This is a genomic window from Amycolatopsis halotolerans (assembly GCF_042647905.1).
Taxonomy (GTDB): domain Bacteria; phylum Actinomycetota; class Actinomycetes; order Mycobacteriales; family Pseudonocardiaceae; genus Amycolatopsis; species Amycolatopsis halotolerans.
In genome coordinates, this window is record NZ_JBHRWI010000007.1 from 157,656 (window position 1) to 181,549 (window position 23,894).

Here is a 23,894-nt window from a genome sequence, read left to right on the forward strand (position 1 = left end):
CTGGGGGAGCCATGGACTACCGGAAACTGTTCGCCGACATCCGCCAGCGCCCGGGGATGTTCGGACTGGACGGCAGTTATCACGACTACTGCACGTTTCTCCACGGCCTCGACTTCGGCAACGACCGACAGCTGCTCACCGGCTTCAGGGAGTCGCTTATCCCGCGGGTCGGCGACGGCGACAACCTCACCTGGGAGGCGCTGGTCCTGCACCTCGCGTTCCCGGACCGCACCCAGGGCTGGCGCGACGAAGCCGCCGGGGCGGGCCAGGAGGCCGTGAACGACCTGCTCTTCTCTTTGCTGGACGAGTTCTTCGAGAAACGGGGCCAGCCCCGGGGGACAGCGGCGATCTTCGACGAATACCTGACCTGGCTCAAAGCCCAGTCCTGGTATCGCCGGTGAGCCCGAACTCAACCAGACGCCTGCGGCCGGGGAAGCCGCGTATGCGCCGCCCCGCTGGCGAGCGCGTCGTCGACTTCTTCTGCGGCTAGGCCCGCCGCAGCAAGCACCTCCCGCGTATCCGCCCCCGGCGACCGAGGAGCTTCGGCAGCGCACCCAGGCGTACGGCCGAGTTTCACCGGCACCCCGACCCCGCGATACCCGTCCCGCTCGACCACCATCTCCCGATGCCGCACCTGCGGGGCATTCATCGCCTCCGCGATGTCGTGCACCGGAGACGCCGGAACTCCCTTAGCCAGCAACAACTCGGCCAAAGAATCCCGTTTGTACTGTCCGATCAGGACCGTCAACTCCTCCCGCAACGCCCCCACATTGCGAACCCGATCCGCATTGGAAGCAAACCGCGGATCGGCAGCCAGCCCAGGCGCACCGAGCACCTCGACCAGCGCCGCGAACTGCCGATCATTCCCCGCCCCGACAAAGAACAACCCGTCCACCGTCGAAAAAGTCTCGTAAGGCGCGATCGACGGATGCGCCGAACCGGTCCGCCGCGGCACCGCACCGTCAGCGAGCCAAGCCGCGGAATGCGGATGCAGCAGGCTGATCACCGTGTCCAGCAACGAACAATCCACCAGCTGCCCGAGCCCGGACCGTTCCCGCTCGTGCAGCGCCAGCAGGATCCCGGAAAACCCGAGCACCCCGGTCACCACATCGACAACAGGCACCCCGATCCGCAACGGCGGCCCGTCGGCCTCGCCGTTCACGCTCATCAGCCCGCCGTACGCCTGCAGCACCGCGTCGTACCCAGGCAGTCCGCCGAGCGGCCCGTCGGTGCCGAAACCCGTGATCCGGCAATGGATCAGCGCCGGATACGCCGCCCGGATCGTCTCGTCCGGCCAGCCCCACCGCGCGAGCGTGCCCGCCTTGAAGTTCTCCACCACGACGTCCGCGCCCGCGAGCAGGGTGCCGAGCAGCGAACGACCGTCCGGACCGGACAGATCGAGCACGATGTTCTTCTTGCCCCGGTTGAGATTCGTGTAGTAAGCGCTGGTCCCGTCGGCGAGAAAGGGCGGACCCCAGCCCCGGGTCTCGTCCCCGGCGGGCGATTCGACCTTGATCACCTCGGCGCCGTGATCGGCCAGCATCTGCGTGCAGTACGGCCCGGCCAGCACCCGCGACAGGTCCAGCACCCGCAGTCCGTCGAGCGCGCCCATCAGTACGACCTCGGCAGCCCGAGCACGTGCTGCGAAACGTAGTTCAGCACCATTTCCTGGCTGATCGGCGCGAGCCGCAGCAGTCGCGCCTCCCGGAAGTAGCGCTCCACGTGGTACTCCCGCGCGTAGCCCATCCCGCCGTGGGTCTGGATCGCCTGGTCGGCGGCCTGGAACCCGGCGTCCGCGCACAGCCATTTCGCCATGTTCGCCTCCTTGCCGGCCGGCAGGCCGTGGTCGTAGCGCCAGGCGGCGTTGCGCGCCATCAGCTCCGCCGCGTCCAGCCGAGTCGCGGCCTCGGCCAGCGGGAACGCCAGCCCCTGGTTCTGCCCGATCGGTCGCCCGAACACGTGCCGCTCCCCGGCATACCGGACCGCGCGCCGCAACGCCGCGCGGCCGATGCCGAGCGCCTCGTGCGCGAGCAGGATGCGCTCCGGGTTGAGGCCGTCGAGCAGGTACCGGAAGCCCTTGCCCTCCTCGCCGACGCGCGCTGATTCCGGCACCCGCAGGCCGTCGATCAGCACCTCGTAGGACGACACCGCGTTGCGGCCGAGCTTGGGGATCGCGCGCAGCTGCACCGCGTCGGACTCGATGTCCACGACGAACAGCGACATGCCGTCGGTCGGCTTCTCCACCTCGTCGCGCGGCGTGGTCCGGGCGATCAGCACCATCTTCTGCGATTGGCCTGCCTTGGTGATCCAGACCTTCCGGCCGTTCACGACGTAGGAATCGCCGTCGCGGCGGGCGAAAGTGGAGATGCGCGTGGTGTCCGTGCCCGCGTCCGGTTCGGTCACGCCGAAGCAGACGTGCAGCGAACCGTCGACCGCGCCGGGCAGGATCTCCCGGCGCATTTCCTCGCTGCCGTGCTTGACGATCGTGTTCAGCCCGAAGATCGTCAGGTGCATCGTGCTGCACCCGTTCATCCCGGCCCCGGACGCGGCCACCTCTTCCAGCAGCAGCGCGGCTTCGAGGATGCCGAGCCCGCCGCCGCCGTACTGCTCCGGGATCGCCATGCCGAGCCAGCCCGCCGAGGCGAACGCGTCGTAGAACTCGCGCGGGAACTCGGCGCGCTCGTCGCGCTCGGCCCAGTACTCGTCGGGGAACCGGGCGGCCAGCTCGCGCACGGCGCGCCGGATGTCCTCCTGGTCTCGGGTCAGCTCGAAGTCCACAGTGCTGCTCTCCATCATGCGCATATAAGAACGCTGAGTTCGGATATACGTTCAACGTAAGGCGACGCGCGCTTCGGGTCAAGCGCCGTCCAGGGCAGATGCCGAGATAGGGTTCGCATGTACGAACGCAGGGGAGTCCGCAATGACCGAGTCGACCGCCAAGGCCCACCGGACGGTCGGGCGCGTCACCAGCATCCTGGAGTGCGTCGCGCGGCAGCCCGGGATGCGGCTGCACGAGCTCTCGGTGGCTCTCGACGCGCCGAAATCCTCGGTGTTCGGCCTGGTCAAAGGGCTGGTGTCGACCGGTTACCTGATCGAGGCGGACGGTGCCTACCAGCTCGGCCCCGCGCTGGGGAACCTGCTCACCGGCGGCCTGCCCGGCATCGCGACCGCGGCCCGGCCCGCGCTGGAGGAGCTGCGCCGCCGGTTCGGCGAGACGGTGATGCTCGGCGCCGCGGTCGGGGATTCGCTGATCTACGTGGACGCGGTCGAGTCCGAGCAGCCGATCCGCTACTCCGCGCCGTTGCGCACACGACGGCCGCTGTATCCGCCGAGTGCGGGCAAGATCTTCCTCGCGCACTGGTCGGTGCGACGGCGCGAGGCGTACCTGCGGTCGGTGCTCCCGGATGCGGAGAGAGTGCGGGCCGCGATGGAGGAACTCGACACCGTCCGCGCCGAGGGCGTCGCGCTCAACCGCGGCGAAACCCTGCCCGACGTCAGCGCGGCTGCGCGGCCGATCCTGGTCGACGGAGAGGTCGTCGCGGCGATCGCGGTCGCGGGTCCGACCACGCGGATTTCCGAACGCCTGCCCGAGATCGGCGACGCGCTGGACGACATCACGGCGGCGGTCGTGAAGCGCTGGGAAGCCGCGCGCCAGGGCTGAGCCCGAATTCCCGAAGACCCTTGACCGGTGTGTTCGCGGTCTCTTAGCATCCGGATATACGCATCAAGCGTTCCCAAATACGCACGCAATGGCGCGCGCCGGCTGGCTTCCGCTCGCCTGTGCCCCAGTCCCGGAGAGCAGGACCATGCCCAGTGTTGTGGACGACAGCGTCGGAACGACCCGGAAAGCCCCGCGCGGAGTCGGGGTGGCGGTGGTCGTCGGCTCCGCGCTCGAATGGTTCGATTTCTACCTCTACGCGTCGATGGCCGCGCTGGTGTTCGGCCAGGTCTTCTTCCCGCCCGGCAACGACGCCGCCGCGACGATGGCCTCGGTCGCGACCTTCGCCGTCGGGTTCCTGGCCCGGCCGGTCGGCGGCATCGTCTTCGGCGCGCTCGGCGACCGGATCGGCCGCAAAAAGGTGCTTTCGTGGACCTTCGTGCTGATGGGCGTTTCCTCGGCAGGGATCGGATTGCTGCCCAGTTACGCGAGTGCCGGACTTCTCGCGCCGGTACTGCTCGTGGTGCTGCGGCTGCTGCAAGGACTGGGTGCCGGAGCGGAATTCGGCGGCGCGATCGCCGTGGCCTACGAGCACGCTGACCCGAGCAAACGCGGACGGCAAGGGTCGTGGCCCGCGCTGGGCGTGAACGTCGGGTTGCTCGTCTCCTCGCTCGCTGTCGCCGGACTGACCACTTTGGACAAAGAGTTCCTGCACGGTTTCGGCTGGCGGATCCCGTTCCTGGCCAGTTTCCTGCTCGTCGGCGTCGGGCTGTGGGTGCGCCGCCGGGTGCCGGAGACGCCGGAGTTCGAGAACCTGGTGCGCACCAGGAAAAACCGGCCGCGCGGCTGGGCTAACCGGCCGCTGGTGAAGCTGTTCCGCAGCGACTGGCGCGCGCTGACGGTGGTCATGGTGATCACCATCGGCTACAACGGCGTCAGCTACGTGTTCAAGACCTTCTCGCTCGCTTATCTGACGAATTTCCGCGGCGTGCCAGCGAATATCGGCGCGCTGGGGATCAGCATCGCGAGCGGCATGGCGATCGTGACGGTGCCGATCGCCGGATGGGCCAGCGACCGGATCGGGGCGAAGAAGGTCGTGGTCGCCGGTGCGGTGGCGACGGGCTTGCTGGCGTTCCCGTTCTTCTGGCTGCTCGACACCGGCACCAGCTGGCTGATCTGGCTCGGTCTCGTGCTGGCGACCGGCATCGTGGTCCCGGCGATGCTTTCGGCGCAAGGCGCGTTCCTGGCCAAGCAGTTCCCGGCCGAGGTCCGCTCGACCGGTCTCGGCACCGGCCGCGAGGTCGGGGGAGCGGTGTCCGGCGGGCTCGCGCCGCTGGCCGCGCTGGCGATCGTGGAAGCGTCCGCGACGCACGCGACCTGGGGCGTTTCACTGCTGTTCGTCGCGGGCGCGTTGTGCATCGGGCTCGGCGCGCTGGCCGATCAGAGTCGCGGTGCGCTCAACTGAGCCGCGGCCACCGGGTGCGGGTCTTGGGCAGTTCCGGACCGTAGACGGCTTCGGCGACCGAGCGCTTGAGGTTCGCGCAATGATGCAAGACGTGCGCCGGAAACCCGTTGCCAGAAGGACGTTCCGGCGGCTTCTCGGCCCCGGCGGGCGTGAGCGTCCAGCCGGAGCCGAGGTCGATCAGGCTGCGGTGTTTCGTGGTGTAGTACTCCGGCGAAACGTCGATCGCCACGCCGGTCGCGCCCGCCGCGGCGGCGACCAGGTGCACGTGGAAGCGGCTGGAGATCCACGTCTGGCCCGCCGCGAGCGGAAGGCCGCGGTGCCACACGTCGCGGAACGGATGGAACTCCGCGCCGGGGAGTTCGTGTTCCAGCAACGCGAAAACCTCGCGGTCGACGCGCGGAATCCCTTCCACCACAGCGAGTTCGCCCGGCGGCAGCCGCCACGCGCGCACCAGGTCGAGCACCTGCGCCGCGAGCACGGACGGCCGCTCGGCGCCGATGTCCGACTGCACGCACAGGACGAACTCCCGCGAGGTGGGCGTCGTCCGCGGGTGCGGGTCGAGGAAGACGTCGTCGCAGGTCCGCTCAGCGCCCGCGACCCCGTGCAGGAGTTCGGCGGACGGATCATCGCGAACGTCGACGACGTCGAACCGCTCGGCGAGCACGCGCAACAGACCGGCCGCGCCTGGAGAAAACGGCACGAAGCCCTGTCCGGTCATCGCTGAGCGAGCGTTCGAACGCTGCGCCGCGGCAGCGGCCCCGGCGACCAGTCCCAGGTGCCGGGGCCACAGCGCGTTGACGTAACCGCCGCCGATCAGATGCACGACGTCGAGCCGGCCGAGCAGTTCGATCCCCGCGTCCCAGCGCGGTGCACGACCGGGATCGTGCACCGCGGCTTGTACCCAGGACGCGACTTCCCACGGATCGTCCGACGGCGCTTCGCCGCACAGCCGCCACAAGGTGTCCGTACAGCGCAACCGAGGATGCAGGTCGCCGAACAAATGCTGGGCCGGTCCCGGCGAATGCGTGTCGAGCCAGACTTCGGCGTCCGGTTCGGTGCGGGCCAAGCGGCGGATCCAGGCAGCGGCGATCAGCTCGTCGCCGAAATTCGGATATCCGCTCGGCCCGACCAGGTAATGCCGGCGGGGGGACGGGGCTCGGGTCACGAAGCGACAGTAAGCTGCGTGTCCAACGCCTGTTCGCCCTGGGCCTTTTCGCTTCCGCTCGGCTCGGCCTGCACGCGGTCCTTGGCGACGCCGTCGCCCTCGAGCGCGGTCGAGATCGCCTGCGCGCGCTCCTCGGAAAGCTTCTTCGCCTTTTCCGCGTCCGGGTAACCGGCGTGGGTCTCGACCTTCAGCTTGACATCGTTGCCCTGCATGGCTTTCGCGATCGCGGAGAGGCCTTCCTTGGCCTGACTGGTCAGTTCCGCCTTCTCCGGCTCGAACTTGATCGGCGAGGCCTGCGAGGCCTGCTGGATCGCGGCGGTGACCGCCTGCGCGGCCGGGCCGCCGTTCTGCCCGGGGGCTCCGTTCTGCCCGGAAGCACCGGCCTCGCCGGACTGGGCGGCTCCGCTGGACTGGGCGGTGTTCTGCCCGGACGCTCCGGATCCGGACGAGTCGTTCGATCCGCCCGACCCGCACGCGCTGACCAGCGCGACGACGGCTGCGGCCCCGACGACCGCCTTGACGAGTGCCCTCTGCATGAGAATTGCGCTCCTTCGGCTGGGTTCGCGGGGATCTGAACACGGGGTCAAGGCCGCGGCAACCGCGGCCCGCCCGGCGACCGGGGCGAGCCGGCACGCGGTTTCGCGCTGTCAGCAGGGCGGGGGCCGCTGCTCGCGACCTCACCCGGCAAGGTCGACATCCACCCGGGTGAGGGACCCGGGAAGTCCACAAAGGACAGTCAAGGTGCCGGTTTCGCGGCTGGTGTATAACGTCCTATTCAGCGCGCGGTGCGGCATTTCCTCCGGCGCCGCCGACGGCGAACCGGAGGCGCGCGTCCGGTCCGATCCGGTAGCAAAATGCCCCAGGGGTCGCTGCGGATTCCAGGGGTGCATCTCAGGGTGTTCCCCGATGTCGAGGTGTCACAGCCGCCAGCATGCTGATTGCTGTGACCCTCATAACGCGGAAGGCCAGGGCGACGGCGCCCGTCATCGCCGCTGCGGCCTTGGCTTTTTCGCTGGTGCCGATCCTTCTTCTGCACGTAGTGGCGGGCACGATCGACCCGGTCCGCGACGTCATCAGCGACTACGTCTTCCCGCCCGGCGGGGCCGTGCTCCTGGCGGCGGCTTCGCTCGGGCTGGCCGGCGCGTCGCTGGCGGTCCGGCACGCGCTGCTCAGACAGGGGTTGCCGAAACGCAGCCCGGAGTCGGTGCTGATCGCGTTGTGGGCGGCCGGATTGGTCATCGCGACCTTCTTCCCGACCGATCCGACCGGCGTCGAAACGTCGTTTTCCGGTGCGGTGCACCGGTATGCCGGCGCGGCGATGTTCGTGTGCCTGCCGCTGGCGGGATGGCTGCTGGCGCGCCGGCGGCCGGAAGCGAAGGCGGTGCGCTGGCTTTCGCTGGCGTCCGGAGCCGCTTCGCTCGCCTTTTTGCTGGCCCACGCGCCCTTGCTGGAGCAGTCCGTGCCCGAGTTCCTGGGGTTGTTCGAACGCGTGCTGTACGCCCTGCTCTACGCACAGCTTTTCGCCGTCACCGCGATGGCCCGATCCGAGGTGGCCTCATGACGGTCCTCGCCATCGCACTCGCCGTGCTCGGCGCGGTTTTCTTTTCCACCGGCGCACTTCTGCAGCACGGCGTGGTCACCGGGCTGTCCGGCCGGCCGCGGATCGGGGAGCTGCTCCGGGCGCCGCGCTGGCTCGGCGGGCTCGCTCTGCTCGGTTCGGGGGCGGGCGTGCACGCGGTCGCGCTGGGGATGGCTCCGCTGACGGTCGTGCAGCCGGTCGGGGTCATTGCCGTTGCCATTACTGCGATTCTCGACCGGCGGCGGCGGGATTTGCCCGCGGTCGCGGTCACCATGCTCGGCGTCGGGACGTTCGTCACCGTCGCCGCAGGCAGCACCACGAGCACCGCGGTCGGTGCCGACGCGCAAACGCGCGCGGCATTGCTGGTGCTGGGGGTTGTGGCGCTGCTGACTTTGATCGGCGCGATTTCTTCTCGTCCGTCGATCCGCGGGCTGTGTTTCGGCGCGGCCGGCGGCGCTGCCTACGGCTTCGTCTCGGTGTTGATGCGAGCGGTTTCCCTTGAGATCCAAGAGGACTCCGTCGATTTCAGCACCGCCGTGTCGGTCGCCGCGATGGTGACGGCGCTGCTGGCCGGCGGTTGGCTCGTGCAGCTGTCTTACCGGTGCGGTCCGCCGCACCTCGCCGTCGCGTGCCTCACCGTCGTGGATCCGCTGGTCGCGGTGGGTCTCGGCGCCGGAGTGCTCGGCGAAGCCACCCATCTCGACGCCACGGCGACCGCGGTCGCGCTGACCGCGGCGGTCCTGGCGGTCGGCGGCGTCGCGGTGCTGAGCCGCAGCAGTTCTTCTCCTGTCCATTCCACCAGATCGGAGCACCCTGTGAACGACGACCGGGCTTTGCGCATCGTGGTCGCCGCCGAAACCTACCCGCCGGACGTCAACGGCGCGGCGCAGTTCGCGTACCGGCTGTCCGCTGGTCTCGCCGGCCGGGGACATGAGGTGCACGTCATCAGCGTCGACCCGGACGGCCCGGCGAGCACCGAAAGAGACGGCGACGTCGTGGTGCACCGCGTCCGGTCGCATCGCACCCCGTTCCACCGGACCTTCCGGATCGGCCTGCCCTGGGAGGTGAGCAAGGACGTCGCTGCGCTGCTGGAGGAGCTGCAGCCCGACCTTGTGCACGTCCAGGCGCATTTCGTGGTCGGCCGGTACGTGCTGAAGCACGCCGCCGCGATGGGCGTCCCGGCGGTGGCGACGAACCACTTCATGCCGGAGAACCTGTTCGGCCACGTGCGGGTGCCGACGTGGCTGCGCGGCGCGGCTTCGCGGTGGGCGTGGCGGGATCTGACGCGAGTGTTCTCGTCGGCCCGCGTGGTGACTGCGCCGACGCCGCGTGCGGTGGAACTGTTGCACGACAACGGTTTCCCGGAGCGAGCGGTCCCGGTGTCGTGCGGTATCGACATCGACCGTTACCGGTTGCGCAAGGTTTCGCGGACATCCGACGATCCGACGGTGTTGTTCGTCGGTCGGCTTGACGAAGAGAAGCGTGTCGACCAGCTGTTGCGTGCGGTCGCGCTGCTGCCCGGGCTGCGCGCGGAGATCGTCGGCGACGGTTCGTGCCGGACAGAGTGGGAAAAGCTGGCCGGCGAGCTCGGGATCGCCGACCGGGTCCGGTTCCGCGGGTTTGTGTCCGAAGAGGACTTGCTGGACGCCTACGCGGCGGCGGATCTGTTCTGCATGCCGGGGATCGCCGAACTGCAGAGCCTCGCGACGATGGAAGCGATGGCAGCCGGGAAACCGGTGGTGGTCGCGGACGCGATGGCGCTGCCGCACCTGTGCCGTCCGGGATACAACGGCTGGCTGTTCGAGCCGGGCAACGTGGGGGAGTTGGCCGAGCGGCTGCACGCGGTGATCGCCGACCCGGCGACGCTGGCGCGGATGGGGGCGGCGAGCGGCAAGATGATCGCCGGGCACGCACTGGAGTCCTCTTTGGACTCGTTCGAGGCCTGCTACGCCGAGGCGATGGGCCGGGTCGCGGCAGTGCCCGCGGCCGCCTGAGACTTTCCGGGGGCTGGGGATGGCCGGGTTCGCCGGACGAAGGGGAGGGATCCGGCGAACCCGGCCGGACTCTACGCGAGAGTGATCGCGTAGAGCTGGACCCGCGGGTCGTTCGGCAGGCTCACCGACTGGACGGTCTTGGCGCCGTCCACTGTGGAGGAGATGCCGAACAGCCGCACCGGCGGACCGTCGACGCCGCTGCCCGCCTTGATCCGGTGCGGCATATCGAGCGCGACGGTCGTGCCGGACGGCGTCGACCCGGCCCAGTCGCCGAACGTCACCGGGAGATCCGCGCTGGATCCGTCGCTGTAGTGCACGGTCAGCGAGGTGGACACCGGACCGTTGTGCGACGAGCCGATCAGCTGGACCGCTTGGTGCTTCCCTGCGGGCAGCAGCAGCGATTGGCCGCGTGCTTCCACGAAGTTCGCCGCGGTGCCGGTGGGATCGGGCGCCGCGTAGGTGACTCCATTGTGGACAAAGGTGCCAGCTGGCGGCATCAGGTCAGCGTCGTAACTCCAGCCGCTGCCGTCGAAGTTGCCCTCCGTGGACGCTGCGACGGTCGCGGTCCCGTCATGGTTGCGGTCGTGGCTGAGATCGACCGCGCACTGGGTTCCGGACGTCGTCGCGCACACCGTGGGTTCCCTGACCGCGATGCTCGCGGTTCGGGAGACGGTGTTCGCGCCCGGCCCGGATGCCTTGAGCTGCACCGAATACGTGCCGACCGGCGTGTTCGGCGGAATGGTCACTGTGACCGGCGCGGTCTTCTGCGTCGGCAGCCGGAAAGACCACAGCAGCTGCAGCGGATCGGTCTGCACCCGCCAGCCGGACGGTGCCGACGAGGTCACGAAGACCGGTTGCGCTCCGGGGTTCTGACCGAGCACGTCGAGGTTCAAGTGGACAGTCTGCGCCGACGATTGCTGCGGCAGCACAACGGAACTCGGCCGCAGCGTCGCGTCCACGTGCCGACGCGGATCACCGGTCGATTGGTTGACCGACGGCGGTTCCGTCCCCGGCTGCGTGCCCCAGTTCGACGGCTTCGCGCCGACCTGGTAGCCGAGATTGCCGCCATGCGCGACCGCGGACCAGTCGAGCCAGGTCTGCCGGACGTCCCTGCCGTTGAGTGAAACGCTTTGCACGTATCGGTTCGCGTCGCTCGCACCCGGCGCCGTGACGGTGAGCGTGCCGCCTTGCTTGCCCTCATACTGTCCGATCCGGACGGTCGCCGATTCGAACTGCGGACTGGACACGGCGAGGAAGTTCGCACCGCTCATCGTCGGGTACAGGCCGAGCGAGGAGAAGACATACCAGGCGGACATCGTGCCGAGGTCGTCGTTGCCGGTCATGCCGTCCGGGCCGGTGGTGAACAACGTCATCGCCGCGCGGACGACGGTCGCGGTCTTCGCCGGCGCGCCGACCCAGTTGTACATGTACGGGGAGAGCAGGTCTGGTTCGTTGTTGGGGTTGTAGGTGGCCTTGGCGTAGTAGTCGTAAGGGCTGGCGATCCAGTCCTTGCGCGCGGTGCCCGCGGGGTCCTTGAGCAGGTTGTCGTAGGCGAAGAAGGAGTCGAGCCGCTTTTCGGTCGCCTGCTTGCCGCCCATCAGCGAGGCGAGCCCGGCCGGATCCTGCGGCACGAGCCATTGGTACTGGTAGGCGCCGCCCTCGTGGAACTGGTGGTCGGCGTCGACCGGGTTGTACGGCGTGAGCCAGGTGCCGTCCGTGGTGCGCGGGCGGAACTGTTTGTCGGCGGCGTTCCAGACGTTGCGGTACCACTGGCCGCGGTCGGCGAACATGCGCGCGTCGGCCTGGTGGCCCAATCCCTTGGCCATCAACGCGAGCGCGGCGTCGGCGGCGGAGTACTCCATGGTCGCCGAGGTCGGGTGCTCGCAGTCGTTGTCGCCGCCCTTGGCCGCGCAGTCCTTGCCGAGCGTGAGCCCGCTCGGGAGGTAGCCGCGGTCGTTGTAGTAATTCACGCCGGAGCGCCCGTTGTACGGCGAATCGGCGGGCGGGGTGCTCGTCGCGTTCTTCTTGAGCAGCCCGTACGCCTCGTCCTCGTGCCCGGCCAGCAAGCCCTTGGACCAGGCCTCGACGAGGAACGGCGTCACGGGGTCGCCGGTCATGATGTTCGTTTCGCTGCCCGCCAGCGCCCATCTCGGCAGCCAGCCGCCGTCGCGGCCGATCGACAGCACGGACAGCGCGACGTCGCGGGCTACCTGCGGTTCCAGCATTTCGAGCAGCTGGTTCTGCGGGCGATAGGTGTCCCAAAGGGAGAAGTTCTGATACGGCGTGTAGCCGTTGGCGCGGTGGACTTTGCCGTCGAAACCGGCGTAGTCGCCGCTGATGTCGCCAGCCAGGTTCGGGTGCAGCTGCGCGTGGTAGAGCGAGGTGTAGAACGCGGTCTGGCGTTCGGCGGTGCCGCCGCTGATCTTGATCGCGCCGAGCCGGTCCGTCCACTGCTTGCGCAACGCGGTGCGGGTCGCGTCGAAGTCGTAGCTGTCGCTGGTTTCTTTCGCGAGGTTGTCCCGCGCGCCCGCGAGACCGGTGTAGGAGAGCCCCACCTTGAGAACGACATCGTGGTCAGTGGTGGCGTCAAAGCTGACCCACGCGCCGTTCCCGCCGGTGCCCGCGGCGTCGCGGCTGCCAGCGGCGCGGGTGTTGCCGCGCCAGGTGCCGTAGGAGGCGAACGGACGGTCGAAGGTCGCGGTGAAGTAGACGGTGTGCTCGTCGTGCCCGGCGCAGAAGCCGCCCGCGCGCACGCGACCCTCGAGGGTCCGGTCGCCGACGACGTGGATCTCGGAATCCTTCACGGACTGGTTCGCCTGGCCGGTGTTGAACAGCACGTTGGCCTGGCCGGTCGACGGGAAGGTGTAGCGCTGCCAGCCGGTGCGCGGGGTGGCGGTGAGCTCGGCGTCGACGCCGTACTTCTTCAGCCCGACGCGGTAGTAGCCGGGTTCGGACTTCTCGTCGTCGTGGCTGTACTCGGATTTGTAGGAGTTCTTGTCGACGGAATCGACGGCCCCGGTGGTCGGCATGACCGGCAGCTCGCCCATCACGCCGCAGCCGACGCCGGAGAGGTGCGTCTGGCTGAAGCCGTAGATCGAGTTCTGCTGGTAGTCGTAGCCGCCTTGGCCGCCGGTGTCCGGGCTGACCTGGACCATGCCGAAGGGCGCGCTGGCTCCGGGGAAGGTGTTGCCGAAGTTCTGCGTGCCGACGAACGGGTTGACCAGTGAAACCGGATCCGCCGGGGCGGCTGCGCTGGTGGCTGCTGCTGCGGTCGTGCCGGACATCAGCCCGGCCACGACGAAGCCCGCTGCCGCGAGAGCGGCCACCCGTCTCTTCTGCGACCACATGGACGCGCTACCTCCAGGGCTGACAACGTTGTCATCATGCGCGCCGGTGCGGGGGCTACCGGCTGGTGAGCAGCTTGTCATCCCGGAGGGGGTTTGAGAAGGGCGACAACGGGACAGCTTCCTGGGGCGTGTTCCTTGGGCGGGTTCCTTGAGACGAACTCTGATTCCCTCGGGGGTTCCTTCCCGATCGGCCTGGGGCCGTGAGGGTTCCCCTCACGGAACCGGGGTGTGGTGGGGCCCCGCACCCCGAAGCTTGATTGTGCTGACGGTCTGGGGTTGCTTGTCAAGGCGGGAAAGATGCCTTGACAAGCAACCCCAGACCGCAGGGAGGCTTCGTATCGGGGTGCAGGGCGGGGGCTGGGTGCCTCGACAGCTGGGTGCGCGGGTGCCTGTTGAGGCGTGGTCCGTGAGGGTTCCCCTCACGGATTCAATGCCGGGAACCTCGGCTCCGAGGACTCGTCCTGCCAACTGTCCACAAAGGACGTCAATCGTGTCGAAATGGCCTATTTGTCACCATGCGGCCGAGTCTTGAGGTCCGTGAAGGGCTCCTTGGGGGAATCAGATTCCTTCGAGGAGCCCTTCACGGACCGCCAGCTCCGGCAGCCGAAGCACTGCCTGTGCCCCGCCTTCCGGAGGGTTTCCGAACTCCAGTTCCGCCCCAAGCACCCGCGCTTGCGCGACCGCGATCGTCAATCCCAGTCCGTGTCCGCCGCCGCGGGCGTCTGTGCCGGTTCGGAATCGCGCGGGTCCTTCCCGGAGCAGGACGTCCGGATACCCTGGCCCCCGGTCGCTGACCACCACGCATCGGCCGTCGACCTCGACTGTCACCGGCGCGGCTCCGTGTTTGGCCGCGTTCGACAGCAGGTTCGCCAGAATCCGTTCCAGCCGCCGGGGATCCGTCCGCACTTGGACCGCGTGAGGAGCCATCGCGTCCGGCACTCGGCGCCGCACGAACTCCGCCAGGTCGATCTCCGCCAGGTCCGCGCGCTCGGCGGCGGTGTCCAAGCGAGCCACCTCCAGGACGTCCTCCACCAGCGATCGCAGCGCGGCGACTCGGTCGCGGACCAGTTCGGCCGGACGTCCGGGTGGCAGCAGTTCAGCGGCGGTCACCAGGCCGGTCACGGGGGTTCGCAGTTCGTGGGCGATGTCCGCGGTGACCCGTTGTTCCGCGGCCAATCGCGCCTGCAACGCGTCCGCCATCGCGTCGACCGCCTGGGCGAGATCGGCTGCTTCGTCGCGCGGACGCGGCCCGATCGCGTCGCGCACCCTGGCTGGAGCGCCGTTCGCGACGTCCCGGGCGGCATCGGCGGCCCGCCGGAGCCGCCGTGCCATCCCAGCGCCGAGCACGACGCCCAGCAGCGCCCCGGCGACGGTCACGACAGCGGAACCCGCCAGCAATTCCCGGTCCAAAGTGGCCAGTGCTTGCGTTTGCGAGGCATAACTAGTCCGCACCGAGACGACGTGACCACCGGTTTCGGCCGCTGCCCACAAAACCGGTCCGTCCAAATAGGTCGCTCGGTTGCCGCCGCGGACGGCGTCGCGCAGGGGAGCGGGCAGTGTCGGATCGTCGAATTGGCCGTCGACACCGGGATTGCGCAGAAGCAGCTGGATCCATTCGTCCTGCGCATGCCGCGCCTGCTCGGCTTGCGTGCGCGCGAATTGCTGGTGCACCAACAAACTCAGCGTCAGCGCGACGGCGGCTGACACGAGGGTCACCGCCGCGGTCAGCCGCCACCGCAGCGTGGCCGGGAAGAGTTTCACGGCTCGGCGCGGAGCTTGTACCCGAAGCCCCGCACGGTCTGCAGCCGTTCCTGGCCGATCTTCACGCGCAGCCGTTGCACGTGGACGTCGACCACTCGCGTATCGCCGCCCCACGCGTAATCCCAGACGCTGGCCAGCAGCGTGTCCCGGCTGAGCACAGTCCCGGGCGATTCGGCGAAACGCAGCAGCAGCCGCAGTTCGGTGGGGGTCAGGTCCACCGGCTGACCGGCCCGGCGCACGTCCAGCCCGGCGCGGTCGATTTCGAGGTCGCCGAAGCGGACGAACGCGTCCTCCTCGGGTCCGGACCAGCCGCTTCGCCGCAGCACCGCCTGGATCCGCGCGATCAGCACCGCGGTGTCGAACGGCTTGGTGACGTAGTCGTCGGCACCGGCTTCGAGGCCGAGCACGACGTCGACCGAATCGTCGCGGGCGGAGACCATCAGCACCGGTGTCCGGCTTTCCTCGCGGATCCGCCGGCACAGGCTGACGCCGTTGAGCCCGGGCAGCATCACGTCGAGCAACGCGACGTCCGGCGGCTGCGCGCGGAACTGGGCGAGCCCGGCGAGCCCGTCCGCGGCCGTCGCGACCCGGAACCCGGCGCGTTCGAGCGCGAGCTGCGTCGCTTCCCGGATCACGTCGTCGTCCTCGACGAGCAGTACCTGCGTCATGTCCCCTCTCACTCCGGCGAAAAACCGGCGCCGGTCCAGCGGTAGCGGGCCACTCCGTTGTTCGGCCCGGTCGCCGACATCGTCGCCAGCTGCCCGTCGAGCACGGTCAGCATGGCACCGGAGTTCTCCAGCCTGAACAGCTGTTTCCCGCCGATGGTGTAGACGTAGCCGCCGAGATACGCGCTGACCGGCACGCCGGTCGCGCCGCTGCTGCCAGTGCCCGGGGCGCCGACCGCGCCGCACGGATAGACGTTCACCACGACGTCGACCTCGCCGGTCAGCTCGTGGTAGGCGGTGCTGACGGGATACGACCCGGCGCTCGGACCGTACGGACACGGTCGCAACGCCGCCTTCGTCCTGGCACTGACCGTCGGGTCCGCGCGCAGGAGAGCGACCGCGTCCACGGTCGGGCCGCGCGGGTTGTTCGCCGGTGCCGGGGCTGCCGCCGCTGGCGGAGCCGGCCCGGCGACGCGCACACCGTCCACATCGGAGCAAGCAGTGAGCGACAGCAACGCGACCGCCGCGAGCACTGTCCTCCGCATGCTTCGCACAGTAGCCATTTTGCCGTCCGCGCGCTGCTCGGGGAGCGCTGTTACCCAACCGATGGGTTTCCTCCGGGCGGCTGCAACGCGACTCCCGGCGGCCGGTGATCCGCGGTTCCTACCTTGGCGGGGAATCGACCAGGGAGGAGTCCGATGAGGACGGAAACGGTGCGGGACCCGGCGGAAACGCGGGTGCCGAAGGGACGGTTGCTGGGCGTGGACGCGGTCCGGGCGCTGGCGATCGTCGGGGTGTTCATCGAGCATTTCTTCGCGAGCGGCTGGCTGCACGGCGGCCCGCCCCAGACGGCCCCGGGATTCCTGACGTGGCTGAACGTGCAGACGTCGTCCCGGGCGATGAGCCTGTTCGTGCTGCTGTTCGGGCTGTCCGCGGCGTTGATGACCGGCGGCGCGACCCCGTACGAGGGGAACGAGAAGTGGCGCGCCCGCAGCAGGCTCGCGGTCCGGGCGGTGGTGTTGTTCCTGCTCAGCCTGGCGATCGACGAGTACGGCATGTCGGTGATCGAGTACTACGCGGTGCTCCTGCTGCTTCTGCTGCCGCTGACCCGGCTGCGCGCGCGGACGCTGTTCATTCTCTCCGGAATCGCCGTCCCCGCGATGACGCTTTACGCGTTCTGGGTGTTCAACGCCCATTCCGACTGGCTGATGTCCGAGACCGCGAGCGGGCTCGCGATCTTCGGGCATCCCGAACAATGGGGCGAGTTCCTGAAAGGAATGGTGCTGACCGGCGGCGGTTTCCAGGTCGCGTACGGCCTGCCTCTGGCATTGGCGGGAATGGCGATCGGCCGCCTCGACCTTCGCGCGCACCAGGTCCGGATGCGGTTGCTGTACACCGGGTTCGTGCTCGCCGCCGGGTCGATCCTGGCTTCGTGGATCGCCACCTATCCGCTGGGCGGAGCCGAGGCGATCGCTACGACCCCGCCGCCCGGGATGCCGTGGCAGGTGCTGCTGGCGATGCCGCCGGACGGATCGCTGTATGCCACCAGTCCGCTCGGCATCGTGCTCATGATCGGCGTCGCGATGGTGTTGCTCGGCGGGCTGCTGATCGCCTTGGACCGGCCGCTCGGCCGTCGCGCGCTATGGCCGCTCGCGGCCGCCGGCGGAATGGCTTTTACCTGGTATGCGGCACATTTCGCGGTCTTGAAGCTGGTGCCGAAGCCGTATTCCTTCGTGTTCCTGGTGACGGTGGTCGCGGTGATGCTGGCCGCGTCGGCGGCGTGGCGGCGTTGGCGGCGGCGCGGTCCGCTGGAATGGCTGGTGCACCGGGCGACCCTGCTCGTGCCCTGAGGTTCAGCGGGCGCGGAGTCCGGCGGTTTCGCGGATCCCGCGCAGCACCGTCACGAGCGTGATCACGGCGGCCAGCATGATGTAGAAGGCCGGGGAGAGCTTGTAGCCGGTCGCGGCGACGAGCCAGGTCGCGATGTACGGCGCGGTGCCGCCGAACAGCGAAACCGCGATGTTGTACGGAATCGCGATCGCGCCGGAACGGATGCGCGGCGGGAACAGTTCGGCCATCGCCGCGCCCGCGGCACCGTCGTAAGCGGCGATCAGCAGGCCCAGCACCACCATCCCGACGACGGCGAGCACCGGGTTTCCCAGCGACATCAGCACAAGCGCGGGCCAGGTCAGCACGACAAACCCGACAGTGCTCGCGATGAGCAGCGGTTTGCGTCCGATCCGGTCGGACAACGCACCGGCGACCGGAACCGCCGCGGCTACGACGGCCAAACACACCGTGGCCGCGACGAACGATTCGATTTTCGAGAAGTGCAGCGTTTTCTGCAGATAGCTGGGCATGAACGTCTGCAGCGTCCAGTGCGCGACACCCTTGACCACGACGAGTCCGGCGAGCACCAGCATCGCTCGGCCTCCGGTGCGGAAGGAATCCCGCAGCGGGCTTTCGGCGACCTGGCCGGTGCGTTCTAGATCGTGGAACTCCGGCGTGTCCGTGAGTCGCGTCCGCAGGTACAGCCCGGCCAGGCCGAGTGGAAGGGCCAGCAGGAACGGCAACCGCCAGCCCCACGCGGACATCGTCGCGTCGCCGAGCGTCGCGGTGAGCAGCAGCGCGAGTCCGGAGCCGACAACGAAGGCGGCGAAACCGAATGTGTTGGAGAAACTCGTGTAGTAGCCGCGACGGTTCGGCGGCGCGAATTCATAGAGAACGGTGACCGCGCTGGACGTCTCGCCGCCTGCGGCGAAGCCCTGCACCAGTCGGGCGAGCACGAGCAGCAGCGGCGCGAGCGTGCCGACCGCTTGGTGCGTCGGGAGCACGCCGATGGCGAACGTCGACAGCGACGTCGCCAGCACGACGATCGCGAGCACCCGCTGCCTGCCGATGCGGTCGGCTAGCGGGCCGAAGAACAGCCCGCCCAGCGGCCGGATCACGAACCCGGCGGCGAACACCGCGAACGTCGACAGCAGTGCGGCGGTGGCGTCGCCATCGGCGAAGAAGTTGTCGGCGATGAAGGCCGACAGCGTGCCGTAGAGGCCGACGTCGAACCACTCCACGAAGTGGCCGGCACCGGCGGCGAACACGACCTTGCGCGGCGAAACCGTTGCCGGAGCCGAAGTTCCCAGCGTCTGTTCGGACATGACGGACCTCGTTGTCTGTCGGCGGGGACCGTTCCGTGAGGGGAACCCTGAGGGACTCTGATTCCCTCAGGGTTCCCCTCACGGACGGACGGGGGAGGGAGTGTGGGCCGGGCCGAGGTAGCCGAGCCCGATGCTGACCGTGTCGGCCGCTTCGACGATGAGCGCGCCGAGTTCGGCCTCGCGTTCGTCCAGCGCGATGGCGGAAAGCGCGCCGGACAGCGAAATCGCGGCGGCGATCTCACCGGTGTGGTCGCGCACCGGCGCGGCGATGCAGGCCCGGCCCAGCGCGAGTTCCTCGATCTCGGTGGTGTAGCCGCGCCCGGCAGCTGCGGTCAGGTCGGTGCCGAGGGCGTCGAGGGTGGTGTGGGTGTGCGAGGTGAACCCGGGCAGCGGTTCGGCGCCGAGCAGTTCGGCGCGCTGCTTGGCGGTGGTGTCGAGCAGCAGGCTCTTGCCCATGCCGGTGGCGTGCAGCGGATTGAGCTGCCCCATCAGGGAGAACGACTTCTGGGCCAGCTGGCCTTCGACGTTCAGCAGGTAGAACAGCGACGAGCCGCGGCGCACCGCGACGTTCGCGCCCAGCCCGAGTTCCCAGGCCAGCCGCTGGGCGACCGGGCGGGCCTGCCGGTAGATCGGATCGTTGTTGAGCGCGATGCCCGCCATGGTCAGGACCGCCGGGCCCAGCTCGTACAGCTGGCTCACCGGATCGCGTTGCACCAGCTCGGCCGCTTCGAGAGTCGCGAGCAGGCGTGAGGTGGTGGAAACGCCCAGCCCGACCTCCGCTGCCACATCGGACACGCGCAGTGCGGGGCGGCCGGGTGTGAAGGCGCGAAGCACCGCCGAGGCTCGCTCGACGCTCTGATTGCCACCGGTCTCGGAAACCATGGTCCCGAGTATGGGTAGTAGTTGCATATTTCGCAAGCGACATGCAAAAGTTGGAGCTGACTTCCTGAATCCTGGTGTTGGAGGGCTGCATGCGCATTGCCGACGTCACGACCTACGTGCTCAAACCCGCTGGTCGGCGGGCATATCTCGGTGCGCTCGAGGACGGCAGCGAACTGGGCGCGGACCAGGGTTACGTGGTGCGCGAGCCGTGGCGCAGCCTCTACTCCGGCCGGTTCGAGACGATGCTGGTGAAGATCACCGCGGACGACGGCACGACCGGTTGGGGCGAGGCGCTCGCTCCCGTCGGCCCGGAGGTCGTCGCGACGATCGTCGACCGGCTCCTCGCCGGTTGGCTGCGCGGCCGTGAGCTGACCGGGCCGCGCCCGCTCTGGCACGGACTGCGCGACCTGATGCGGGAACGCGGCCACCTCGTCGGACACCAGGCCGACGCACTGGCCGCCGTCGACATCGCGCTGTGGGACCTCTACGGCAAACTGACCGGGCAATCGGTCGCGCAACTGCTCGGCGGCGCGCACCGCGACCACGTCGAGGTGTACATCTCCGGCCTCGCCCGCTCCACCGACGAGGAACGCGCCGCCCTCGCCGCGGACTGGGCGCGTCAGGGCGCGACGAGAGTAAAGCTGGCTGCGGGCAAGGGAATTGAAACCGACCTGGCGACCTTCGACGCGGTCGCCGCGGCTGCGCCGGAGATGAAGATCGCGCTCGACGCGCACTGGGCGTACCGGATCGGCGAGGCCGTCGAGCTGGGTCGCGAACTGGACCACCGGGGCGCGTTGTTCTTCGAAGCGCCGCTGGTGCCCGAGGATGTCGACGGGCACCGCGAACTGGCCTCGCGAATCACGACGCCGGTCGCGGTCGGCGAGGCGATGCGCAACCGGTACGAGTTCGCCGACTGGCTAGGCCGCCGCGCGCTGCGGCTGGCTCAACCGGACGTCGCGCGCACGGGCATCACCGAGGCGATGTCCATTGTGGAGCTTGCTTCGGCTTGTCACGTTCCGGTTGTCTGTCACCATTCCGTCGGCCTCGGGGTCTCACTGGCGGCCGGGATCCACGTGTCCGCGGCGAGTGCGGACACCCCGTACTTCGAGTACCAGCCCGACACGATTCCGGTGGCGCAAAGCATCCTGCGCACCCCGTTGACCGCGGGCCCGACCGGCTTCGCGGTGCCGTCCGGGCCAGGGCTGGGCGTCGACGTCGATGCTGATTTGATCGCTACGCTCGCGAAGGAGAACTGACGCTGTGTCGAACCCGCCGATCGGGCTCATTCCCATCCTGGCCACCCCGTTCGCCCCGGACGGATCGCTCGATGTGCCGTCGCTCCGCTCGCTGGTCGAGTTCGAGCTGTCGGCGGGCGCTGACGGGGTCGCCGTCTTCGGCATGGCCAGCGAGGGGTTCGCTCTGTCCGCCGCGGAGCGGGAAGTGATCCTGCGCGAGGTGCGTGCCGTGACCGGTCCGGAGGTGCCGGTCGTCGCCGGGGTGAACGGGACCGGGATCGCTCCCGCGCTGGAACAAGCGCGACTCGCCGCGGAGGGCGGGGCCGTCCAGATCATGGTCTTGCCGCCGTTTCTGGTGAAGCCCGGTCCTGGTCAGGTCGTGGAATTCTTCTCCGAGATCGCTGCGCGAGCGGACTTGCCGGTGATGATCCAGGACGCGCCCGGCGTGACCGGAGTGTCGATCGACCCGGCGGCGGTGGCCGCGCTGGCCGGGGTCGAGGGCATCACGTCGATCAAGGTCGAGTCGCCGCCGACTCCGGTCAAGGTCGCCGCGGTTCGTGATTTCGGGCTCGCCGTGCTGGGCGGGCAGAACGCGCAGGCGCTGATCGAGGAGTACGACAACGGCGCCGTCGGGACCATGCCCGCTTGCGAGTTCACCGATGTGCTGCGAGTGGTCCTGGACGATCTCGCTGCCGGACGCCGGTCCGACGCGCGCGCCGGGTTCGCGCGGCTGCTCCCGCTGATCCACCTGGGCGTTCGGCCGGGGCAGGCGTGGGCCGTGCACAAGGAAATCCTGGTCCGGCGGGGAATCATCGCTTCGGCGACTGTGCGGCTGCCAGCCCGGCCGTTGGATGCCGTGACGGGGAAGGCGTTGAACGAGATTCTCGAAGAGTTGGCGTGGTGAGCCGGTCGGTCGTCGTCATCGGCGGCGGTTCGGCAATCGGGATCGCCATTGCCGGGGCATTCGCTGGGGACCGCGTGATCGGTGCGGGCTTGGCAGCGGCGAACCACCCGGCGTACGCGGATTTCGTGGTCGCCGATGCGTCCACTTCGGACGGTGCGGACGCGATTGTCCAGCACGCCGGAGCGGTGGATGTCCTGGTTCTGGCCGCCGCCGCACAGCCCGTCGCGGCGGCCGTCGACACCACCGACGCCCAGTGGCACTCCGCGATCTCCAACACTCTGGACGCGGCGTTCTACCCGGCTCGCGCGGCGTTGCGGGTGATGCCGCCCGGCGGGTCGATCGTCGCGGTGACGTCGGTGAACGGGTTCCTCGCCGCCCCCGGGCTGCCGGGTTACGCGGCGGCGAAGTCCGGAGTGGACGGTTTGGTGCGGCAGTTGGCGCTCGAGTACGGACCGCGCGGCATCCGGGTGAACGCGGTCGCGCCGGGGATGATCGGCGCGACCGGCCTGCCAGGAGTGACCGAGGGCTATCCGCTGGGCCGCACCGGAACTCCGCGCGAGGTGGCGGACGCGGTCGAGTTCCTGGCGTCCGACCGGGCCTCGTTCGTGACGGGAGTGGTGTTGCCGGTGGACGGCGGCTTGTCGATCGCTTCCCCGGCGGCGTTTCTGCGGCCGGATCTGCGGGCGCGGTTCCTGCCGGGTTAGCGAGCGGCGACCAGTTCCCGTCGCCGGGTCGCCAGCAGCGTGCAGCCGACCGCCGCCGCGTAGCCGAGAGCGACCACGGTCATCGGGACGCTCATCGACATCGTCGAGCCCGCGGTGAGCAGGGTGCCGAGCACTGCGGTGCCCAGCGCGCCGCCGCTCTGCCGGGCGGTGTTCAGGACCCCGCTGGCGAGCCCGGTGTGCTCCTCGGGCGGCGTCGACATCGCGACCGATGTCATCGCGGGCATCGCGATCGAGCAGCAGCACAGCACCACGCCGCCCGCCACCACCATCGGCACCGAATCAGCCGTGACCAGCAGGACCGCGCCGAGACCGGCGAGGCTGAAGCCGATCAGCATCGGGACGCGAGGGCCGAAGCGTGCGGTGAGCCGTCCGCTGGCGGTGGCTCCGATGCCGATCGCGACGGTGAGCGGGAGCGTCAGCATGCCGGTCGCGTAGGCGGACTGGCGGAGCGGGCCTTGGAGGAACAGCGACAGGCAGAGCAGGGTGCCGTAGAGGCAGAAATTGAAGAGCAGCCCGGCGGTGCTCGCGGCGGAGAACGGGCGGGACGAGAAGATCGCCAACGGCAGCATCGGATCACGCCGGCGGTGCTCGACCAGGAGGAACGCGAGTCCGGTCAGCAGGCCGGCGGCGATCAACGGCACCGCCCAGCTGGACCGGCCGACCTGGATCAGCCCGCCGGCGAGCGCGGACAGGGCGACGGTGCCGAGGACGAGCCCGTACGGATCGAGGCGGCGGTTCCGCCCCGGCGACTCGACGACATAACGGCAGGTCAGCGCGATGGCGAGCGCGGCGACCGGGACGTTGACCCAGAAGATCGCGCGCCAGTCGACCAGCGCGATGAGCACGCCGCCCGCCACCGGGCCGGTCGCGAGGCCGATAGCCGCGATGCCGCCCCACAGGCCGAGCGCGTGCGCCCGCGCTCGCGGTTCCGGGAACTGCCGGACGATCAGCGCGAGCGAGCACGGCAGCAACGCGGCCGCGCCGACGCCTTGCAGGGTCCGCGCGAGGATCAGCACTGAGATGGTCGGGGCGAGCGAGCACAGCGCGGACCCGACCCCGAACACGACGGTCCCCAGCACGCACACCCGCCGCGAGCCGTAGCGGTCGCCGAGCGAGCCCGCGGTGAGCATGCCCGCGGCCAGCGCGATGGTGTAGCTCGCGATCACCCATTGTTCACCGCCCAGGCCGCCGCCGAGGTCGCGCCGGATCGCCTCGACGGCGACGCTCACCACGGTCGCGTCGAGCTGGACGATGAAGAACGGCAGGCACAGCGCGATCAGGGCCAGTCGTTGCCTGCGTGCGGAGGTCGTTGCGGTCACGAGACAAGGGTGACCCGGGAACGGTTCGGTGTGGGCCGAA

The 23,894-nt window shown here is 69.5% G+C and carries 20 protein-coding genes; 9 read left to right on the forward strand and 11 right to left on the reverse strand.

Going from position 1 to position 23,894, the window contains the following annotated elements; genetic code table 11:
* Nucleotides 1–11: 11 nt before the first annotated feature.
* Complete coding sequence (locus ACFORO_RS07075; protein ID WP_377870540.1) at nt 12–401, forward strand: hypothetical protein; 390 nt, start codon at nt 12–14, stop codon at nt 399–401.
* A gap of 8 nt (nt 402–409) precedes the next feature.
* On the opposite strand, the gene ACFORO_RS07080 is transcribed toward ACFORO_RS07075, so the two are convergent.
* Together ACFORO_RS07080 and ACFORO_RS07085 are read right to left on the reverse strand one after the other, a co-directional pair.
* Nucleotides 410–1,612, reverse strand: coding sequence for a CaiB/BaiF CoA transferase family protein (locus ACFORO_RS07080; RefSeq protein ID WP_377870541.1), 1,203 nt, complete (start codon nt 1,610–1,612; stop codon nt 410–412).
* Entirely contained in the window at nt 1,612–2,796 is a 1,185-nt protein-coding gene (locus ACFORO_RS07085; RefSeq protein ID WP_377870542.1) for an acyl-CoA dehydrogenase family protein, read from the reverse strand. The genes ACFORO_RS07080 and ACFORO_RS07085 overlap by 1 nt, the downstream gene beginning before the upstream one ends.
* A 124-nt stretch (nt 2,797–2,920) precedes the next feature.
* Between ACFORO_RS07085 and ACFORO_RS07090 the strand changes: the two genes are divergently transcribed.
* Both ACFORO_RS07090 and ACFORO_RS07095 read left to right on the forward strand, forming a co-directional pair.
* Nucleotides 2,921–3,661 carry an IclR family transcriptional regulator gene (locus tag ACFORO_RS07090; protein ID WP_377870543.1) on the forward strand — a complete coding sequence of 247 codons (741 nt, stop codon included), beginning with the start codon at nt 2,921–2,923 and terminating at the stop codon, nt 3,659–3,661.
* 145 nt (nt 3,662–3,806) lie between these two features.
* Nucleotides 3,807–5,123, forward strand: coding sequence for an MFS transporter (locus ACFORO_RS07095; protein WP_377870544.1), 1,317 nt, complete (start codon nt 3,807–3,809; stop codon nt 5,121–5,123).
* Here ACFORO_RS07095 and ACFORO_RS07100 read toward each other — a convergent pair.
* Both ACFORO_RS07100 and ACFORO_RS07105 read right to left on the reverse strand, forming a co-directional pair.
* Complete coding sequence (locus ACFORO_RS07100) at nt 5,116–6,288, reverse strand: polysaccharide pyruvyl transferase family protein (RefSeq protein WP_377870545.1); 1,173 nt, start codon at nt 6,286–6,288, stop codon at nt 5,116–5,118. The genes ACFORO_RS07095 and ACFORO_RS07100 overlap by 8 nt on opposite strands.
* A complete protein-coding gene (locus ACFORO_RS07105) occupies nt 6,285–6,824 on the reverse strand; it encodes an OmpA family protein (protein ID WP_377870546.1) in 540 nt (179 codons plus the stop codon). The genes ACFORO_RS07100 and ACFORO_RS07105 overlap by 4 nt, the downstream gene beginning before the upstream one ends.
* Before the next feature lie 407 nt (nt 6,825–7,231).
* Here ACFORO_RS07105 and ACFORO_RS07110 point away from each other — a divergent pair, with 407 nt between their 5' ends.
* Both ACFORO_RS07110 and ACFORO_RS07115 read left to right on the forward strand, forming a co-directional pair.
* Nucleotides 7,232–7,849 (forward strand): DUF998 domain-containing protein, encoded by a 618-nt coding sequence (locus ACFORO_RS07110; RefSeq protein WP_354750831.1) that lies wholly within the window; start codon nt 7,232–7,234, stop codon nt 7,847–7,849.
* On the forward strand, nt 7,846–9,861 hold the full coding sequence (locus ACFORO_RS07115; protein WP_377870547.1) for a glycosyltransferase: 2,016 nt from the start codon (nt 7,846–7,848) through the stop codon (nt 9,859–9,861). The genes ACFORO_RS07110 and ACFORO_RS07115 overlap by 4 nt, the downstream gene beginning before the upstream one ends.
* 71 nt (nt 9,862–9,932) lie before the next feature.
* Here the strand turns inward: ACFORO_RS07115 and ACFORO_RS07120 are convergent, their stop codons facing one another.
* From ACFORO_RS07120 to ACFORO_RS07135, 4 genes are all read right to left on the reverse strand, one after another.
* A complete protein-coding gene (locus tag ACFORO_RS07120) occupies nt 9,933–13,208 on the reverse strand; it encodes a GH92 family glycosyl hydrolase (RefSeq protein ID WP_377870548.1) in 3,276 nt (1,091 codons plus the stop codon).
* Between the two features lie 558 nt (nt 13,209–13,766).
* Nucleotides 13,767–14,969, reverse strand: coding sequence for a sensor histidine kinase (locus tag ACFORO_RS07125; protein WP_377870549.1), 1,203 nt, complete (start codon nt 14,967–14,969; stop codon nt 13,767–13,769).
* Entirely contained in the window at nt 14,966–15,637 is a 672-nt protein-coding gene (gene cseB, locus ACFORO_RS07130; RefSeq protein WP_377870550.1) for a two-component system response regulator CseB, read from the reverse strand. Before cseB ends, ACFORO_RS07125 begins: the two co-directional genes overlap by 4 nt.
* A gap of 8 nt (nt 15,638–15,645) precedes the next feature.
* The gene (locus ACFORO_RS07135; RefSeq protein ID WP_377870551.1) at nt 15,646–16,179 is read right to left on the reverse strand and encodes a hypothetical protein; all 534 of its coding nucleotides are present in this window, start codon (nt 16,177–16,179) and stop codon (nt 15,646–15,648) included.
* Between the two features lie 153 nt (nt 16,180–16,332).
* Here ACFORO_RS07135 and ACFORO_RS07140 point away from each other — a divergent pair, with 153 nt between their 5' ends.
* The gene (locus tag ACFORO_RS07140) at nt 16,333–17,484 is read left to right on the forward strand and encodes a DUF418 domain-containing protein (RefSeq protein WP_377870552.1); all 1,152 of its coding nucleotides are present in this window, start codon (nt 16,333–16,335) and stop codon (nt 17,482–17,484) included.
* A 3-nt stretch (nt 17,485–17,487) separates the two neighbouring features.
* Here ACFORO_RS07140 and ACFORO_RS07145 read toward each other — a convergent pair whose 3' ends face one another.
* Nucleotides 17,488–18,789: an MFS transporter gene (locus ACFORO_RS07145; RefSeq protein WP_377870553.1), complete on the reverse strand. Its 1,302-nt coding sequence runs from the start codon at nt 18,787–18,789 to the stop codon at nt 17,488–17,490.
* Nucleotides 18,790–18,867: 78 nt separating this feature from the next.
* Nucleotides 18,868–19,671 carry an IclR family transcriptional regulator gene (locus tag ACFORO_RS07150; protein ID WP_354748113.1) on the reverse strand — a complete coding sequence of 268 codons (804 nt, stop codon included), beginning with the start codon at nt 19,669–19,671 and terminating at the stop codon, nt 18,868–18,870.
* An 89-nt stretch (nt 19,672–19,760) separates the two neighbouring features.
* Between ACFORO_RS07150 and ACFORO_RS07155 the strand changes: the two genes are divergently transcribed.
* Genes ACFORO_RS07155 through ACFORO_RS07165 form a run of 3 tightly spaced genes read left to right on the forward strand, consistent with a single transcriptional unit; the run spans nt 19,761 to nt 22,514 of the window.
* Complete coding sequence (locus ACFORO_RS07155) at nt 19,761–20,927, forward strand: mandelate racemase/muconate lactonizing enzyme family protein (RefSeq protein WP_377870554.1); 1,167 nt, start codon at nt 19,761–19,763, stop codon at nt 20,925–20,927.
* A 4-nt stretch (nt 20,928–20,931) separates the two neighbouring features.
* A complete protein-coding gene (locus ACFORO_RS07160) occupies nt 20,932–21,810 on the forward strand; it encodes a dihydrodipicolinate synthase family protein (RefSeq protein WP_377870555.1) in 879 nt (292 codons plus the stop codon).
* A complete protein-coding gene (locus tag ACFORO_RS07165) occupies nt 21,807–22,514 on the forward strand; it encodes an SDR family NAD(P)-dependent oxidoreductase (protein WP_377870556.1) in 708 nt (235 codons plus the stop codon). Before ACFORO_RS07160 ends, ACFORO_RS07165 begins: the two co-directional genes overlap by 4 nt.
* Here ACFORO_RS07165 and ACFORO_RS07170 read toward each other — a convergent pair.
* Nucleotides 22,511–23,854, reverse strand: a complete 1,344-nt coding sequence (locus tag ACFORO_RS07170) for an MFS transporter (protein WP_377870557.1) — start codon at nt 23,852–23,854, stop codon at nt 22,511–22,513. The two genes, ACFORO_RS07165 and ACFORO_RS07170, sit on opposite strands and share 4 nt — an antisense overlap.
* Nucleotides 23,855–23,894: the final 40 nt, after the last annotated feature.

Coding starts and splice junctions, on each gene's coding strand:
- ACFORO_RS07115 (WP_377870547.1), top strand. CDS start 7,846: ATGACGGTCCTCGCCATCGCACTCGCCGTGCTCGGCGCGGTTTTCTTT.
- ACFORO_RS07145 (WP_377870553.1), bottom strand. CDS start 18,789: ATGTCCGAACAGACGCTGGGAACTTCGGCTCCGGCAACGGTTTCGCCG.
- ACFORO_RS07085 (WP_377870542.1), bottom strand. CDS start 2,796: ATGATGGAGAGCAGCACTGTGGACTTCGAGCTGACCCGAGACCAGGAG.
- ACFORO_RS07150 (WP_354748113.1), bottom strand. CDS start 19,671: ATGGTTTCCGAGACCGGTGGCAATCAGAGCGTCGAGCGAGCCTCGGCG.
- ACFORO_RS07080 (WP_377870541.1), bottom strand. CDS start 1,612: ATGGGCGCGCTCGACGGACTGCGGGTGCTGGACCTGTCGCGGGTGCTG.
- ACFORO_RS07095 (WP_377870544.1), top strand. CDS start 3,807: ATGCCCAGTGTTGTGGACGACAGCGTCGGAACGACCCGGAAAGCCCCG.
- ACFORO_RS07090 (WP_377870543.1), top strand. CDS start 2,921: ATGACCGAGTCGACCGCCAAGGCCCACCGGACGGTCGGGCGCGTCACC.
- ACFORO_RS07155 (WP_377870554.1), top strand. CDS start 19,761: ATGCGCATTGCCGACGTCACGACCTACGTGCTCAAACCCGCTGGTCGG.
- ACFORO_RS07140 (WP_377870552.1), top strand. CDS start 16,333: ATGAGGACGGAAACGGTGCGGGACCCGGCGGAAACGCGGGTGCCGAAG.
- ACFORO_RS07075 (WP_377870540.1), top strand. CDS start 12: ATGGACTACCGGAAACTGTTCGCCGACATCCGCCAGCGCCCGGGGATG.
- ACFORO_RS07105 (WP_377870546.1), bottom strand. CDS start 6,824: ATGCAGAGGGCACTCGTCAAGGCGGTCGTCGGGGCCGCAGCCGTCGTC.
- ACFORO_RS07135 (WP_377870551.1), bottom strand. CDS start 16,179: ATGCGGAGGACAGTGCTCGCGGCGGTCGCGTTGCTGTCGCTCACTGCT.
- ACFORO_RS07120 (WP_377870548.1), bottom strand. CDS start 13,208: ATGTGGTCGCAGAAGAGACGGGTGGCCGCTCTCGCGGCAGCGGGCTTC.
- cseB (WP_377870550.1), bottom strand. CDS start 15,637: ATGACGCAGGTACTGCTCGTCGAGGACGACGACGTGATCCGGGAAGCG.